Origin of the sequence: Elizabethkingia argenteiflava (assembly GCF_009904105.1) — a bacterium.
GTDB lineage: Bacteria > Bacteroidota > Bacteroidia > Flavobacteriales > Weeksellaceae > Elizabethkingia > Elizabethkingia argenteiflava.
Window position 1 is genome coordinate 1 of record NZ_JAAABJ010000650.1, and the last position, 16,922, is coordinate 16,922.

At 38.3% G+C, this 16,922-nt stretch carries 12 protein-coding genes; 10 read left to right on the forward strand and 2 right to left on the reverse strand.

Going from position 1 to position 16,922, the window contains the following annotated elements; genetic code table 11:
- Positions 1-135: 135 nt before the first annotated feature.
- Positions 136-1,485 (reverse strand): esterase family protein, encoded by a 1,350-nt coding sequence (locus tag GNY06_RS12655; RefSeq protein WP_166520418.1) that lies wholly within the window; start codon positions 1,483-1,485, stop codon positions 136-138.
- Positions 1,486-2,070: 585 nt separating this feature from the next.
- Here GNY06_RS12655 and rplK point away from each other — a divergent pair.
- The 4 genes from rplK to rplL are packed head-to-tail and all read left to right on the forward strand — an operon-like array spanning position 2,071 to position 4,195.
- On the forward strand, positions 2,071-2,514 hold the full coding sequence (rplK, locus tag GNY06_RS12660; protein ID WP_166520419.1) for a 50S ribosomal protein L11: 444 nt from the start codon (positions 2,071-2,073) through the stop codon (positions 2,512-2,514).
- An 11-nt stretch (positions 2,515-2,525) separates the two neighbouring features.
- Positions 2,526-3,218, forward strand: a complete 693-nt coding sequence (gene rplA, locus GNY06_RS12665) for a 50S ribosomal protein L1 (protein WP_166520420.1) — start codon at positions 2,526-2,528, stop codon at positions 3,216-3,218.
- Between the two features lie 13 nt (positions 3,219-3,231).
- Positions 3,232-3,774 carry a 50S ribosomal protein L10 gene (rplJ, locus tag GNY06_RS12670; protein WP_166520421.1) on the forward strand — a complete coding sequence of 181 codons (543 nt, stop codon included), beginning with the start codon at positions 3,232-3,234 and terminating at the stop codon, positions 3,772-3,774.
- A gap of 52 nt (positions 3,775-3,826) precedes the next feature.
- On the forward strand, positions 3,827-4,195 hold the full coding sequence (gene rplL / locus GNY06_RS12675; RefSeq protein ID WP_166520422.1) for a 50S ribosomal protein L7/L12: 369 nt from the start codon (positions 3,827-3,829) through the stop codon (positions 4,193-4,195).
- Between the two features lie 1,212 nt (positions 4,196-5,407).
- Here the strand turns inward: rplL and GNY06_RS12680 are convergent.
- Entirely contained in the window at positions 5,408-6,130 is a 723-nt protein-coding gene (locus GNY06_RS12680; protein WP_166520423.1) for a S24 family peptidase, read from the reverse strand.
- A gap of 111 nt (positions 6,131-6,241) precedes the next feature.
- Here GNY06_RS12680 and GNY06_RS12685 point away from each other — a divergent pair, with 111 nt between their 5' ends.
- The 6 genes from GNY06_RS12685 to GNY06_RS12710 all read left to right on the forward strand — a co-directional run bounded on the left by GNY06_RS12685 (position 6,242) and on the right by GNY06_RS12710 (position 16,903).
- Positions 6,242-6,418 (forward strand): hypothetical protein, encoded by a 177-nt coding sequence (locus GNY06_RS12685; RefSeq protein WP_166520424.1) that lies wholly within the window; start codon positions 6,242-6,244, stop codon positions 6,416-6,418.
- 442 nt (positions 6,419-6,860) lie between these two features.
- Complete coding sequence (locus GNY06_RS12690) at positions 6,861-8,201, forward strand: hypothetical protein (RefSeq protein ID WP_212995116.1); 1,341 nt, start codon at positions 6,861-6,863, stop codon at positions 8,199-8,201.
- Positions 8,164-12,237 carry a coiled-coil domain-containing protein gene (locus GNY06_RS12695; RefSeq protein ID WP_166520426.1) on the forward strand — a complete coding sequence of 1,358 codons (4,074 nt, stop codon included), beginning with the start codon at positions 8,164-8,166 and terminating at the stop codon, positions 12,235-12,237. The genes GNY06_RS12690 and GNY06_RS12695 overlap by 38 nt, the downstream gene beginning before the upstream one ends.
- A 1-nt stretch (position 12,238) precedes the next feature.
- A complete protein-coding gene (locus GNY06_RS12700) occupies positions 12,239-12,655 on the forward strand; it encodes a hypothetical protein (protein ID WP_166520427.1) in 417 nt (138 codons plus the stop codon).
- Positions 12,652-16,122, forward strand: coding sequence for a phage tail protein (locus tag GNY06_RS12705; RefSeq protein ID WP_166520428.1), 3,471 nt, complete (start codon positions 12,652-12,654; stop codon positions 16,120-16,122). The genes GNY06_RS12700 and GNY06_RS12705 overlap by 4 nt, the downstream gene beginning before the upstream one ends.
- Before the next feature lie 349 nt (positions 16,123-16,471).
- Positions 16,472-16,903: a phage holin family protein gene (locus GNY06_RS12710; protein WP_166520429.1), complete on the forward strand. Its 432-nt coding sequence runs from the start codon at positions 16,472-16,474 to the stop codon at positions 16,901-16,903.
- Positions 16,904-16,922: the final 19 nt, after the last annotated feature.

A 16,922-nucleotide genomic window follows, 5' to 3' on the forward strand; every position in this document is an offset into this window, starting at 1 on the left:
CTAATCAATAAATTAATAGCATTGGGGGTAGATCATCCAATAATAATAAAAAATATATTTAGATATTCAAATACATATAATCTGGACGCTTGATATTCTTTCATATACCTTGTATTTACAAGCAATATCAGAAGTTTAAATATTAACATCTATTTTTGCACTATAAATACGACGGGGGTCTCCGAAAACCGCAATACTTTCCATAAGTACCCCCCAATTGTGGCTTACAGTAGTGTTGAAAACTTCCTTTCCATTCAGCGTGACCTTTACCGGTTTAGAAAAATCTACTTGATCGATGTAGAGGCTTATTTTTCCAGAAACAGAGCCTTTAATAGCTTCTGTTGTAATATGGTAAATATTGTCCTTCTTTTCAATTTTAAAGGATTTTCGACCCCCTGTTTTGCTTAATCCATCCAAGCGAACATATCCAAATCCCTTTCTGTACCCTCCGTCAATATCATAATACATGAATGATAAGGTAGAAGGATAGGATATTCTCTTTTTTTGTTTCATGAGCCAGGGTGTAACCTCATCATAATTGATACCATGCCCGTGGTTGGGCTGCATTGTCACCACATGGTTAAATTCTCCTGGATTAGCAGCGGCTGCACTATCCAATCTTTTTTTCCATGATTTACCCATTTCATTGCGGCCAAATAGCGTATCATATTCCCCAACTTCAATGCGTATTGAAGTATTTCTCAAATTCTCTATAGGTGCGGCTTCCTTTGTCTCCGGACCTGCCATTGGTCCTATTCCAGCAAAATAATCAGCATAGAAAGTTCCCATCCGGAAACTTCCATATCCGCCTTCCGAAATTCCCAATATATAGGTTCTATCAGGGTCAACCTGATTAGATAGAACAGCTAATTGCCATGCTCTTAGCCAGGCCTCTTGTTGTGGCTGATAATACCATCGGCCAATTCTATCGTCTGCCATTCTAGGAATAAAGTAATAACTAGGGCTATCTTCATAGGCTTTTCCGAGACTTAAGGCTGTTTTCCATTCATCGGTATTAAAGGAAGATGCCCAGGGACCAGATATACCAGTAAAAGCACCACCGCCATGAAGATTAATCAAAAAAGGATATCCTGTAGATGGTTTAGATCCTTTTGTAAATGTTTTTATTTTCATCCGTTGCGCCTGTGGGAGGTTCCAAATAAACTCTGTTTCATTTTCAGAAGCATGAGGGAATGAAGCCATCCTTCCAATATTGGCATCTTCCCATAGCTGCCAGGCTTTATCCTTTTTATATTTTAAGCTGTCTGAGCGAATACTCGTGTCGTAATAGATTGAATTTATAGGTTCTAAATGTTCAGATTCCAAGTTTTTTTTAAAGTAATTCAGGATATCATCTGTGTTGAAATTGCTTTTTTGTGTGTTTTTGTCCGTTACATCATCTCGGTTTTTGGAGAGGGGATCTTCCTGATTACAGCCTATAAGACTGGTGGGGATCAAAAATATGAGGAGAAAATTTTTTTTCATTTCAGAGTATTTGTGGTTTAAATTCAAATGTATAAAAATACAGGGTAAGTAAAAAAAAATAAATCACAAAACGCCAATAAGTTAAAATAAATTATAAAAGAAGATACGATATGCTAATTGTCACCAGAAAATAAAAAGTCTAAGTAAAAATATTTTGTATGGGTACAAAAGAGTTTCTTAATAGTTGAGTATATGGTCTATAATAGATGTAAGCAATGCTATTTTTAGATATTCTTTTCTGCTCTTAATCAGCATATATTATTTTTACAATATCTGGACTCCATCCTTATACGTCGTTGGATAGTGGAAATATAATAATGTTGTAATGAAGAGCATGCTGATTCTCTGTTGTGCTCAACCACATCAGGCTTTTCTGTATAGCTTTTGTAGCAATTTCTCAATTGGAATAAGAAAGCAGGGTAAAAAACAAAATCTTTTTGATTTTTAATAGATTAGACATTGCTAATTCAAAAATAATTTTTAATTTTGCAGTCCAAATACTAGGATTAACCAGGTGAGAAGGTTAGTTCTCTGATTTATAAATGCTTCCACATTATAAATTTAAAAAATTTTAAAAAAGCTAAAATGGCAAAGAAAGTCTTTAAAATGGTTAAGCTTCAGGTGAAAGGAGGTGCAGCAAACCCTTCTCCACCAGTAGGACCTGCTTTAGGTTCTGCGGGTGTTAACATCATGGAGTTTTGTAAGCAATTTAACGGAAGAACCCAAGACAAGCCAGGGCAGATTTTACCTGTAGCAATTACAGTTTACGAAGACAAGTCTTTTGAATTCGTAATTAAAACTCCGCCTGCAGCAGTTCAGTTAATGGATGCGGCTAAAGTTAAGGGAGGATCTGGGGAACCAAATAGAAATAAAGTAGGAAGTGTTTCTTGGGATCAAGTTAAGAAAATCGCGGAAGATAAAATGTCGGATCTTAACTGTTTTACCATTGAATCTGCTGTAAGTATGGTGGCTGGTACAGCAAGATCTATGGGTCTTAAAGTAACAGGTACTAATCCGTTTAACGCTTAAAAATTGATTCCATGGCAACATTGACAAAAAAACAAAAAGAAGCTGTTAGCAAAATTGAAAAAAATAGAGTATACTCCTTAGAAGAAGCTGCTGCTTTGGTAAAAGAAGTAAACACTGCGAAATTCGATGCTTCAGTAGATATCGCCGTAAGATTAGGCGTTGACCCAAGAAAAGCCAACCAGATGGTAAGAGGTGTGGTATCTCTTCCGCATGGAACCGGTAAAGATGTAAGAGTATTGGCTCTTGTAACTCCAGATAAAGAAGCCGAAGCAAAAGCGGCTGGCGCGGATTATGTAGGATTGGACGAGTATTTAGATAAAATAAAATCAGGGTGGACCGATGTAGACGTAATCGTTACTATGCCATCTGTAATGGGTAAATTAGGTCCTTTAGGTCGTATATTAGGACCAAGAGGCTTGATGCCTAACCCGAAATCTGGAACTGTAACTTTAGAGGTAGGTAAAGCTGTATCTGAAGTGAAGTCTGGTAAAATTGATTTTAAAGTAGATAAGTACGGTATCGTACATGCTGCTATTGGTAAGGTATCTTTTGATGCTGATAAGATTAGAGAAAACGCTCAGGAGCTGATCCAAACGTTGATTAAATTGAAACCAACTGCTGCTAAGGGAACTTATGTGAAGAGTATTTACCTTTCTTCTACTATGAGTCCAGGTATTGCGATTGATTCTAAATCTGTAAACTAAAATCTGAAGAACAATGACTAAAGAAGAAAAAGTAATAGTAATACAAGAGATCAAAGAATTGCTACAAGATGCAAAAGCAGTTTATGTAGCTGATCTTGAAGGATTGAATGCTTCTCAGACTTCAGATTTCAGAAGACAAGCCTTCAAAAATAACATCCAATTAAGGGTTGTAAAAAATACATTGCTTCAAAAAGCAATGGAGCAGGTTGAAAGCGTGGATTATTCCGAAATGTTTGAAACCTTTAAAGGTAACTCTGCCTTAATGATTGCTGAAACAGCGAATGCTCCTGCAAAGTTGATTCAAAACTTCAGAAAAAATGCAGAAAGACCAGCATTGAAGGCTGCTTATTTGCAAGAGACCTTCTATATCGGAGATAACCAATTATCTACTTTAGCTAACATTAAGTCTAGAGAAGAAATGATTGGTGAGATCATTGGATTACTTCAATCTCCAATTAGAAATGTGTTGTCTGCTCTACAAAACAAGTCTGAAACCCTTGAGGCTCCAGCAGAAGAAACAGAAAGCACAGAAGCTCCTGAAGCAAGTGCAGAATAATTGACACTCAAAAAAAAATATAATCGTTCAACAATTTAAAAACATTTAAAAAATGTCAGATTTAAAAAATTTAGCGGAAACGCTTGTTAACCTAACTGTAAAAGACGTAAACGAATTAGCTGCTATTCTTAAGGATGAGTACGGTATTGAGCCAGCTGCTGCTGCTGTAGTAGTTTCTGGTGCAGGTGCTGCTGATGCTGCTGAGGAAAAAACAGAATTCGATGTAATCCTTAAGTCTGCAGGTGCTTCTAAATTAGCTATCGTTAAATTGGTTAAAGATTTAACAGGTGCAGGTCTTAAAGAAGCTAAAGATATCGTTGATAGTGCTCCGGCTCCAATCAAAGAAGGTATCTCTAAAGACGAAGCAGAAGCGCTTAAAAAACAACTTGAAGAAGCTGGTGCTGAAGTTGAATTGAAATAATTCAGACTACAATATTAAAAACAAAAAAGACTGCCTTTTGGCGGTCTTTTTTATTCATGAATCTTATAAGTTAAGATTTTCATATCTCCAAAGTCGTTTTATTTTAATGTTAACAGGATAAAGTTGAAATTTATCCGGTTAGTAGAAAGTGAACAAAAGTATATCAGGCATATCTATGATTTATAGTATTTGTTACAAAATGAATAGAGCATATCCGCTTACATCATCTTTACAAGACTTTCAAGTTGTTCAATTTAAGTTCCAAATGATCTGTCAGCGGTAGTCCGGTAAATAGGCATATGCCGTTCTGAAATTGGTTTTGCAGGGTAAACATCCTGCTAGGTGCGATGCTTATCTGCTTCTTGAGGGCATGTTTATATAGAAGTCGTTGTATCAATTTGTTTCGGAAGCCTGCCCAAAGAGCAAGGACTCCCTGAGGTCGGTTCATTTTTGTTCCTACAGGAGTTCGGTTATAGCAAATATGTGGCGTCGGTAATTCTCCTGTAATTGTTTTGTGCAGATGATTGTCATTGTACCTACTGTTCCTAACAGAACAAAATATCTAAAGTATAACAAATAAAAAATCAGACTTAAATACTGATAATGAAGGTTTTATCTATAAAAAACCTGAGGTTTCAAAAGTCTAAACAAACCATCTTTTTCTTAGGTTTAATGGTGTTTTAGCTTGGGGTGTAATTTATTTCGGCTTTTATTTTTCATGGAGTATATTCTTATATAATCCTCGTGAATAGAGGGTTATATCGATAATTGTATTTCTGTTTTAATCATATTCTACCAGATAAGCTTCTGGTATTAATTGGAGGGTTACTACAAAAAACAAGCAATGGGGGGACAATTGGGGGGACAAATGCAGTGACGAAAGCTACCAGTTCAAGAGGGTTATATGCCTAAAAAGTCACCAGATTAAAGCGCTAAATGGCAGATTATATAAGCTTTATTTCTTTGTTTTAACAAATAGTTTTCATTCTTATGCATTGTTAATGAGTTGTTTAATGGCTTTCGGATTAAGAGTGGAGAGGCGTTTTATTAATAGTGTATAATTTTATATACCTAACCATTAAGGGGTTTTAAAATAAAAAAGAATATACCACGAAAAAAAGAGATTAGGAAGGATTGTATGGTCCTATTGGGCCTATTTCCTATAAATACTTTACTGGGCTAAACCAGAATTTCATCTATAGAGGACTGTATTTATAGGAGGGTATTAAACCTTATACTCGCCTTTACCATAGCTAAAGATTTAATGCTCTCTAAGGGAAATTCTACAGTTTGATGGTGTGGATTATGAGAGATAAGTTCTACATATCCTTCTTTACTGGATTTTTTTAGAAATTTGCAAAAGAAATACTCATCTCCATTATGAGAAATATAAATAAGGTACATTTCTCCCCAGATAATATTGTAGATATCTTGCGTAATTTTATACGCTACAATATCACCACTTTTTAATAATGGATACATAGAATCTCCCCGGATGTAAAGTGCTCCGTCACAGTGCGGAAGATTTGGGATAGTGATATGATCAATAGGTATGTTTGTATGATCCGTTTTAAAAACTTCAAAAACACCGGCAGTAGCTTCCAGATCATATAAGGGAATGGTATTATGCAGGGAAGATTCTTTAGTCTTGGATTGATGAAATACCTTCTTAATTTCGGGTAGGCCATCCTTTTTTAGCATGCATCCTTTTCCGGTTAACAACCACTCTGCGTTAATATTTATAAACTTGTTTATAATAGCTTGAATAATTTCAAAGCTCACTAGCGGGTACTTTCCATTTCTGGGATCTAAGCTAAACAATCTATTTATCCTGGGTTGACTTATACCAATCTCTTTACTAAACATGGTTTCGTTACCCTTACAATAATAATTTAAAATATCCTTAATTCTTTGGTTTTCAGTAGGTAGTTCCATATATCGAATGTTTTTAATAAAAATGTTTATAAAATGCTAGTTAAATTAAAAACATGTTTATATATTTGTACATAGATACAGCAAAAATAAGACAAATAAAATACATTCACTATGAAGGAAATGCTAAAATTTAGTCGCAGGGAAAAAATTCTCAAAATAGACTTCACTCCCTCAAATGAAAAAGAAGAAAAACATTTACAAAGGCTTAAAGGTCTCTTAGTTCATAAAAGAAATGGAGATTGGAAGCGGATGGTATTAAAGATGGGGATAAGTGTTCCTGTGCTATAAAATCCTTTATCAGGGTTTATTCCAAGCGCCATATTGATACAATTAAGTGTAATAAAAGAAAGAATAAAACAACTAAATACAGCGTATGAAAACGAAAATTACCAGTAAATATTATCGGGATTTCACCCCATAGATCGAAAATCCCAATCCTTATAAAAAAGAAAGCCCTATCAGTACTTAATTTTCTTGTACAAAATAAGCCATAATAAGTCTATTAAAAGGGCTGGAGAGATAGCCAACGATTTTACCAGTATTTAGAGAGGTCAACCCTTTTATCATTTAAAAATTTTCATAAAAAAAACTAGCTTGATCGAATGTCGATACAGCGGTGCGAATTACCAAATACATGACATACTACAACGATATCTTATGCTGTACAATGGATGAAATATTAAATTTCACCTCTTATGATAATTATAAAAAACTTTTATCAAGAGGTAGAATGAATAGACTCCGTCGAGCGTGCAAAGGCACTCCAGCTCTTATAGAGTTCGATAGTTTGCCTTTTAAATACCGAGAAGCACTGATTAAAAAAAATGGAGGAATTCCCCATAGAACACTTAAAAATAAACTGTTTGCAGACGAAATAAGTTTGGATATGGATGCGGTGAGTTTTTATCAAAACTATAGGCCTGCAGGAAATAAAATACAGGATAAAAAACAACGACAACTCGCTAATGAGGCCAGTATTTTAAATACCATTGCATGTAAATATAAAGCGCATTTAAAACGACAGTCTTCTGGAAATAAAATTTCCGAATTCTGGAGAAATCCGGTGACGGTACTGCCAGGGATAAAAGCAGAATGGCCTCATAAATTACCCTTAACAGAAAGAAATCTTAAACTAAAGTTTATTGCTTATCAGGAAAACGGATATAGGGCTTTAGTCAATGCACACTATGGAAATCAAAAAACGCGTAAAGTCAATCAACATCTCGAAGCGCTCTTAAAACATCTTTATACCCAAAGCTGGAAACCTAACTATGAAGAGGTGTGGGATGGTTACAATAAGTTTATAACTGGAGTTAAGATTTTAGTAAACGCTACTACGGGTGAAATCTATAATCCAAAAGATTACGAACCCATTTCTGTAAGTACAGTTAGGAGTTATATGAGAGCATGGCGTAATGCTTCTGGAACGGAGAAAACAAGAAGTCGCTCCAAAATAGGTTATAATGCAAAAAACCGATCCTACGCTGATTTAAGGGTGGACCATGCAGGTGCTATTATTTCCATGGACGATAGAGAACTACCTTTTAGACTCAAGGGAACCCACAAACGGGTAGTCGGTTATTTTACGGCTGATGTAGCCTCTGGTGCAATTATAGGCTGGGCTTTTGCCAGACCCAAAATGCGGTATGGAGATCCTCACGGAAAAGGTTTAGCATTAATTTTTAATTGCTTTCGTAACACATTTGAACAATTGGATTATTACAAGGTGAATATGCCTGCTGAGGTAGAAGTGGAAAATCATCTTATGTCTGGCTTAAAAGATACAAGCTTAAAAGAAGGTAATCTATTTCAGTTCGTGAGATATGCTGAGGCTGAAAATCCCCAGGAGAAATCCATTGAAGGCTTTTTCCGAATATTGAGATATAAATATGACAGAAAAGTAAAAGGATTTTTAGCCCGTCCTTTTGCCAAGACCGAGGCCTACCAGGGAAGGCCAGAGTCAGAAGAAAAACAGGCCTATACCTTCGATCAGATTGTCGAACTGGCCATTGAAAATATTATTGAATATAACAATGATTTTACACCCCAATCAGAAAAAATATCAGGGTAAATCCAGAATAGAGGTGTTTGTAGAATATCAACACTCGGCATTGTTGCCCATTAACTGGCGAAATGTTGCCCGATGGGTAGGACATCATGTAACGACTTCTGTCAATAGAGGAGAGGTAAAAGTCAATAATCAAAAATTTTTGCTGCCCAGTCCGGAATATATGGATAAAACAGGTATAGGGAGCTCCTGTAAGGCCTATTGGTTTAAACACGAAGCGGATAAAGAAAATACCATATACCTCTATAAAAATGATGAGTTTATCTGTGAACTTCACAACAAACCTTTTTACCACAAAGCCAGAATAGAACAAAAGGCAGAAGACTTTTTGGAAATGGGAAAAATGAGAAGTTTTACTCATAAAATCGATGATCATGCCAAAAAGGTAGTGGGCAGTCTTGAAAAATTTTTATTCCTCAATACCAGTAGCCTTACCCAGGATTCCCTACAATCTCAGTATAGCGCCACCACCAGCTCCATGCGGGAGCTGGAATCGGCAGGACGAAAGGATGAAGCCGTGTATAAAGATCTGGAAAATCAGGCTTTACAGTATAAGTCGGCTATTGCACAGGTCGAGGTACTGGTATCCCATAATATTTTTCAGGGTTATGTACAGGGGATTTCCATGCTTTCTGCAGGTTTAAATGCTGCCCAGGGAGCTATATCCTTATTCGCTGGCGAAAATGAAAAGCTCCAGCGTATTATGCTGAAGGTTAATGCCCTCATGGATGTTGCCATAGGATTGCAACAAATACAACAAGGCCTTACGGCTACTTCTGCATTCAGAATTCAAGTTCTTACAAAAGTAAAAAACCTATGGGCGGTAGCCAACGCTAGGGTTACAGCTTCGTTAGTGGCTCTTGGCGTAGCAGAAACAGTAGCTACAGTGGCAGCTCAGGCGTTAATTGCTACGCTCACGCTGGGGCTTTCAGTCGCTATTGCTGCAGTGGTAGCCTTATTTACGAAATGGCAATCCAAACAAGCTGAGGTGGCTGAGGAGCAGAAAAGAATGTCAACCGCTATCGCTGACAGCGTAGCCGAACCCTTGACAGCCTATAAAAAATTGCAGGTGCAATGGAATGCCCTCGGAGAAGATCTAAAAAAGAAAAATAAGTTTATTACCGATAACAAGGAAGAGTTTAATAAACTCGGCGTCGAAATAGGTGATGTAGCGGATGCAGAAAACTTTTTAAAAGAAAACTCCAATACATTTATTGAGGTATTAAAGTTAAGAGCTAAGGCTGCAGCTGAGGCGTGGATGGCGATGGAAAATTATAAAAAAGCCATTGAATTAAACCCTGAGGTTGAGAAGTATAATAAGGTACAAAACGATCCCAATCATTCCGACCTATACAAGTGGGGCAATAGACTAATACATAAGAGCTCTAAGGATGAGCAAGATGAGTTGAATGCCAAGGGCGATCAGGGGGTTAGCAATCAAGTAAAATTCCTTTTGGAGGCGGATCAGAAATTTGAAAAGGCAAAATTTAAATCCAGTAAAATCGCTGGAAGTTCTCCGGGGAATAAACCCAATACAGCCCAATCTGCGGCCGACGAATACTTTCCGCCAGGATCGCTTGCCGAGATACAGAAACGGATTTCCGTTATTCATAAAGCTTTGAATAAAGCTACCGATATCCAGCAAATAAATCGCTTAAAAGACCAGAAAATAAAAGCCGAAGAGGAGCGTGCTATCGCTGAAAAAAGAATAAGAATCCACTCTTTTGAACAGAGTATTTCCGAAATGAAAGAAGGTTGGAAGCGCTATTATCAATATCAAAAGGAATATGGTCCAGAAGCAGCGCGTCTTCAGTTTTCAGAAATTAGAAAACAAGCTCCTTCATTTTTTGACTGGTTGGTAAAGGAGAAAATGAAGCTAGATCAGATCGTTAGCGGAGGTGGAAAGCTGAGTGATGAACAAAAAAATAATCTGGAGATACTAAAAACCCAGATTAGAGAGCTTATAGACCAAAAAACCGAGCTGGAAATCTTTAGCCAAAAAACGGAAGAGCAGTTGAATTGTATCCCTCTTATTACTTCCCAAATTGAATATCTGGCGTCAAAGCGTGATGAGCTTAAAAATACGGGTGTAGATCAAGGCTTTTGGTCGTTTTTAGATTTAAAAATAGAGGATAAAAGAAAGGAATTCACCAGTATGCTGACCGAATTTATCAATATCCACCAGAGCTTTGAGCAGCAGAGGCTTAACATAAGCGCTAAATATGCAGATCTACGCCAGGGCATTGAAAATCGCAAACTGTCTCCAGAAGAAACCTCTCGCTTATTAAAAGAATTGGAAGATACCAAAAATAAGGAGGTGGATGCTGTTAATACGGCAGAATATGCAAAATCGGATATATATGAACGTTTTTCTCAAAACTTAGTAAGCATTACCAAACGTGATCTTAGGGTTAAAATTGCTTCTTTAGAAGAATACCTCAAATTGTCGCAAGGCCTGCTAAATCCCGAACAGCAAAGCGCAGTTAAATCCGAAATAGATAAAGCAAAAGCATTAAAGGCCACTTTTAATATAGGGGTCGAAGAGAAGGCTTTGCTCCAAGAAAAAGCAAAATTAGTAGAGGACATTCAAACCAAACAATCAAAAGGAGATACCAATGTCCAAGAGGAAAAGGATAGATTAAACCAGATTAACGAGCAGTTAAATAATGTTCAGGCAAAAAAAGCACAATGGGTGGCTGATATGGCAGGGGGCATATCTTCCAGTTTTAAAACTCTTGCGGGTGCAATAGGGGATGAAAATCATGGTTTAGCCGATACACTTGATACCTTAGGGGATGTTTTTAATATAGCATCAAATGCTGCCGGAGCTGTTGCTGCATTTGCTTCTGGAGATATCGTAGGGGGCATATCCCAGACCATTTCTGCAGTAGCTGGTGTGTTTTCGATAGGGCAGAAAGCGAAAGAATCCGAACGCAAAGCCAATGAAGACATAAAGAAATACCAGGACAGTATTTTCCAAGCAGGGCTGGATTACCGGGCCATGCTACGCCAACGTTTGGCAGATGAGCTTAAGGTGAATGAAGCCTACAAATCCCGTGTGCAGTATATTAAGGATGAAATGGCGGTGAATGTCAAAAATAAAGACTCCGTTTTACGCGATCAAAAAGAGTTGCTCAAGAGGCTGTTAAATGCAGATACGGTAGTCAGAATGCATACTGAGAGATTCGGTTGGGGCAAAAAAACCAAAGCCGTAGAGGACCGTAAAAAGGTAGTCGACTTATTGGGGCATCAACCGATGCAGATATCGGATCAATTGCTAGATGATCTGGCACGCTTAAATGCTGAAAAACCCTTAACCGGAGATGCCAAAGCCGCCTATGAACAACTTTTAAAGCTCAAAGAGGAATATATCTCCGTTGAGCAATTGGATATGGATTACAAAAAGCAATTAAAGGATACCATTACCGGTACTACTGCCCAGAGCTTAGGAGACAGCATTCGAGAGGGGATCTTATCGGGTAAAAAGCAATTTTCGGACTTTGCCGATGATATAGAAAACTTCCTGCGTCAAGGGATTATTTCCGGTATGTCTGCCAAGATTATAGAACCACAAATACAACAGCTTCAGGATGAACTAGCCGGCTTCCTTGGTGATGGTGTGATCACTGATGACGAAAAGCAACAGTTTCAGCAGATGTATATGAAAATTGCTACCGAAGCCCAGGAGTATGTGGAGATGATCAACCAGGCAGGGATGAATATCACCAAAGATGGCGCTGCCAGTAATTCCTTGCAAGGCGCTTTAAAATCGGCCTCACAGGAGAGTATAGATTTGTTAGCCGGGCATACCGGAGGTATGCGCTTGGCGCAGTTGGAAACCAATCAGCTCCTAAAATCCGGAGCTGCGCAGCAGATGGCACAGTCCAGTCGCATGATTGAAATACAAGTTGATATAGAAAAAAATACCCGTCGTACTGCCCAGAATACAGAAAGGCTCCACGATATCCACAACGGAATAACTAAAGTAGACCAAACACTATCCTCACAATACAACCAATTAAAAGCCGCAGGGATATAATATGAATGCACTAGACACCCTTAACAATAAAAATCTGATGACGCACTTTAAGCTGGTCATCCAAACCGGTATCGAAAACATCCTCGAGTTTCCTCAGCGAAAAGATACTCTATCCAATTGGGGGGAGGAAAATGGCCAAGAATATGACCTGGAAATGGTACGCTTTAACGATAAGGAAGTAAGCCTCAACTGTGTCATTGTAGCGGATAATGATACTGAATTCTGGATAGCTTATCACGCTTTTTTTTCTGAGATTACAAAGCCTGGTTGGCAAGAGCTCTTTATCCACGATCACTCCCAGACATATAAAGTGTTTTATAAAAAGACGGCGAGCTTTAAAAAAGCATTAAAGCGGTTAAAAAATACAGAAAAAGTCTTTGTTAAATTTCAGTTATCCCTACAAATTAAAACACCATGAAATACACCATAAAGCGTTATAATAAGATTCTTGCTCAGGTAGTTCCCCAAGGGACGGTTTCCACTAAGATTATGGGTGAAGAGCTCGTGAATATGACATTTGAGTTACCTCAGATGCTAAAATTTCAGGTCGGTGATGCTGTGGAAGTCTATGGCGTATCTTATCAATTACTTCAAGCTCCTGTGGTTGAAAAAATCAACACTCGCCTTTTTAAATACAGCTTAGAGTTTGGAAGTATTAAATATGAACTTTCAAAAATTCAATTACTTTTCCCGGATTCCGAGAATAAGCTGAGCCTCTCCGAGGGCGATCCTATAGGTGATGCAGATTTACTCTTAACGCTTATATTAAACAATGCCAATAGGGTTGGATCGGGCTGGAAAAAGGGTGAGGTCCTTAAAACAGAGACCAAGCAGGTTAACTTTAACCAGGACAATTGCCTATCTGCACTCTCCAAGATTGCCGAAACCTTCGAGATTGAATATTGGATAGATAGCAATAAGCTCATTCATATAGGCGAGCGAAAACAAGAAAGCGGTTATTCCCTGCAATATGGCCAAAATAGAGGTCTTAAATCCATTACCCGAACTCCTATGGATGGATCCAATATCGTGACCCGTTTATATGCTACGGGTTCCGAAAAGAACATCGGATCCCAATATCGTAATGGTTCTAAGCGCCTTAAAATGGAGGTGCCTTATCTAGAAAAAAATACCCAGATCTATAGTGTTATTGAGCATGTAGAGAAATTTGAAGACATCTTTCCCAAACGTTTGGGTAAGGTTACGGCTGTAGATGTTAATAATCCTTTGGTATTCAGTGATGCCACTCTGGATTTTAATCTCAACCAGAGGGACTCCCATGGTACCACCATACTTATAAAAGGAGTATCACCCAAAGTGGCATTCCAGACGGGACAACTCGCCGGATATGTATTTGAAATTAAAGAACAGGGATATAATAGCAAGAATAAAAGCTTTAGTCTGCTTAAAAATAAGGATGAAAAAGCGCTAGAAGTGCCCAATCAATTCCTTCGTCCTCAGGTGGGGGATACATATATTATTACCGATATTGCCATGCCTCTATCTTATATTGTAAAGGCAGAAGCAGAGCTTAAAGCGAAGGCACAGGAATACCTGGATAAAAATAGTAAGGAGCGGATAAAATATACAGTCGTATCGGATCCTCTATATTTTAAAGGTATACAGGCTAATATAAAGTTGGGCTATACCGTTCATTTTAAAGATGAACAGCTGGGTCTGGATGCCCACTTAAGGATTTTAAGTATTTCAAAAGACCTTCAAAATCCCTATAAAGTTAGTTTCGAAATCGGAGAATCCGCTCAGGTGATCAGCATTGTGCGAGCTTACATAGAAAAGGAAAAGCAGCAATCAGCTCTTATCAAAACCCAAAAAGATAACGCACAGTTAGCTCGAAGGTCATATGAAATGGATCGAGAAGAGTTCGATAAGTATTTTGATAACTCTGGATACTTAGATCCGGTTCGCATCAAACCACAAACTATAGAGACGGGTATGCTCAGTATCGGAAGTCGTAGCCAACAACTAAGTTTGGCCAATGTGGTACTAGAGGTTTCTCCGGATAATAAGAGGCTGATAAACCCCCGCGGGCAGTTGATCCACCTTAGCATGGATCCGAAAAAGCGACGCACTTGGGAGATCGCTGAAGGAGTACAACAGAATATCAGCGAAAAATTTAATTATATCTATGTAAAGGTGCATAGAGAAGGGAGCAAAGCGACTATTGAGGTCACCGAAAAACAAATAGGATTGGAGAATGAACCTCTTTTTTATTACTTTCTGGTAGGTTCCCTGTCTTCGGTGATAGATGGCTTTAGGAGGATAAAAACCCACTACGGATTTACCCAGATTAGTCCGAGAGAAATTACGACAGGGCGTATCCGCTCGGCAGACGGAAACAATTGGATAGACTTGTTACAAGATAGCATTGAGATTAATGCTCGGGTGCGCTTTGCCCCAGGTAGTCCGGCACAAAAGTATGTCGATGAAAAATTTACTACTGCCAAGCTCAATACCGAGAAGGCTATTGATCAAATGAGTATAGGTGGACGCAACTTGATGAAGGATTCCGAAGCCATCGCTCTATGGAGTTTTAGCGGATCAAGAGTCATTCATACGTTGAATTTCAATGTAACAGAATGGGGAGCTTCAACCGCTGTAAGACATCAAGTGTCTGAAGGATCTCATATTTTAAAGGCGTATATCACCTTGGGGGTTATACCAAAGGGAGGATTCCAGAGCCTTTCTTTTTATGCTAAAAATTTGGGTGGAGCGCCCATTACATTTTATTCCAATCAGGGGGGAAGATCCACAGTACTGCAACCTAATGAGTCCAAAAGAATAGTTTGGGAGCGCATTGCAGGCGACGGCATAGGCAGTCTTCAAATTCAATGTAGAACTGCGACTGGTTCTGCGGGCTTTGTTTTATGGCGAGCCCAACAGGAATCGGGGCATAAGGCTACCGACTGGACACCCGCACCTGAAGATGTTGAGCAGAGGGTAGATACAAAACTAAAGAACAACGAATCGCTCACAAAGGTTGCCCTAGCCAACGCACAAAATGCCCAGGCCACAGCAAGTCGCGTAAGCCAGCTGACTAATTTTTTGAATACCTCGGTCAATGGAAATGTGGTAGGTACGGGCACTTTAATGGTGGGGAATATCGGTGGTGCCAATGCGGGCATTACGGGTGTAACGGATAAAGGACCCGATTCTGTGCGGTTTTTTGCAGGATCTCCCTATGCGAAGAAAGATACAGCACCGCTCACCATACTCGACAAAGGATTGATAAAGCTGCATCACCCCAATGGTCGTGTGGGTTTTGAATTGGGAATTGTGAACGGAAAACTCGTCTTTAATGTCTATGATGACGCAGGTAATAAAACCATGGAGATGGGACCTCGTGGAATTATTTTTGCGGAGTATGTGGCTGATAGCTGGTCAAATTATAGTTTTATCAAATTCCCTGACTCTAGCTATGATCTTAACAATACTGACTCTGTGATAAACTACATTAAATCCAATTTAGATATAAAAAGAATATGGATTGCTCCCCCCCCGAAACCTCCGCTTTTTTTACATCATGATGGATATATGGTAGAATATGAAATTACTTTTCCTCAGAAAGATTCGGTTAAGATTCCATATTCAAGATATAGAGCAGGAAGATCATATGATTCCAATACGTATGTGGAATTTGAAAATTTGTATTTCAAAGGTGAAATTGTTAAACCATCCAAGCCGAATCACTATATGGAATTGCTGCCTGATGGTTGGTATTATAGCTCCATAAACATTAGTGTATACAAGGATACGAGGAATCCTGACGAGTATGAGATACCATATCAGTTTGATGTTGACGTCATACGTCTTCAAAAAGGCATACAGGTAGAATCTAAGTCTTACACCTATTCATCAAAAGTATAAAACCAAAAAAAGAATAAATAATTATGAGAACCATGTATGAAAGGGAGATGATCCAGGGGCATACCATCACTTACTCCTAATAATTACAATGAGGGAGAGACGCCTCAGTTAATCTCCATCCTTATATTTCGGGGTTTAGAGGGTGAGGACTGCTATACAGGAGATTACTGCGCCCAGATATTTTATTATCCGGAGTCAGAAAAATTACATGTTGAGGACTCTTACCAGTATAAGGACGGCGCATTGATTGATGCCATCCTGGCGTCTTGCAAATCGATTTTAGATGATATTGGATCATCAGCAAAAGAAATACATTCTGATAGCAATAATTAAAAAAACTATAATAAGCATGAACTATATTTTGGGTTATTACCCCAATATTACCCTATTAATAGGGCTTTTAATCCTGTTTTCCTTAGACTTTGGTTTTGGAGTGTGGAAGGCTACGGTCCTGGGCATTCGCAGAACCTCAGAAGGATTTCGAAAAACATTTAACAAATTTCTACAATATGGGGGAAGTATCATTGTAGGAATGGTATTGCTCAATATCGTAGGAGACAAAGATGCCCACTTTGCTGCTCAGTATTCCTGGCTATTTGGTGATCTGCTGCTTTACATTATGATTTATATAGAGGTGGTCTCCATCTTCGAGAATATGGAAGCTATAGGTGGGTCCAGTGATTTTGTAAAATACTTCATTCGCCCCGTGCGACGGATGATCACCTTCCAATTAAAAAACCTGTTAAAAGATGAAGAGAGCTCTATTAATTCTAATTCTTAGCCTTTTTATAGGCTGTGGA

Coding starts and splice junctions, on each gene's coding strand:
- GNY06_RS12655 (WP_166520418.1), bottom strand. CDS start 1,485: ATGAAAAAAAATTTTCTCCTCATATTTTTGATCCCCACCAGTCTTATA.
- GNY06_RS12710 (WP_166520429.1), top strand. CDS start 16,472: ATGAACTATATTTTGGGTTATTACCCCAATATTACCCTATTAATAGGG.
- GNY06_RS12690 (WP_212995116.1), top strand. CDS start 6,861: ATGAATAGACTCCGTCGAGCGTGCAAAGGCACTCCAGCTCTTATAGAG.
- rplK (WP_166520419.1), top strand. CDS start 2,071: ATGGCAAAGAAAGTCTTTAAAATGGTTAAGCTTCAGGTGAAAGGAGGT.
- rplL (WP_166520422.1), top strand. CDS start 3,827: ATGTCAGATTTAAAAAATTTAGCGGAAACGCTTGTTAACCTAACTGTA.
- GNY06_RS12700 (WP_166520427.1), top strand. CDS start 12,239: ATGAATGCACTAGACACCCTTAACAATAAAAATCTGATGACGCACTTT.
- rplA (WP_166520420.1), top strand. CDS start 2,526: ATGGCAACATTGACAAAAAAACAAAAAGAAGCTGTTAGCAAAATTGAA.
- rplJ (WP_166520421.1), top strand. CDS start 3,232: ATGACTAAAGAAGAAAAAGTAATAGTAATACAAGAGATCAAAGAATTG.
- GNY06_RS12680 (WP_166520423.1), bottom strand. CDS start 6,130: ATGGAACTACCTACTGAAAACCAAAGAATTAAGGATATTTTAAATTAT.
- GNY06_RS12705 (WP_166520428.1), top strand. CDS start 12,652: ATGAAATACACCATAAAGCGTTATAATAAGATTCTTGCTCAGGTAGTT.
- GNY06_RS12685 (WP_166520424.1), top strand. CDS start 6,242: ATGAAGGAAATGCTAAAATTTAGTCGCAGGGAAAAAATTCTCAAAATA.
- GNY06_RS12695 (WP_166520426.1), top strand. CDS start 8,164: ATGATTTTACACCCCAATCAGAAAAAATATCAGGGTAAATCCAGAATA.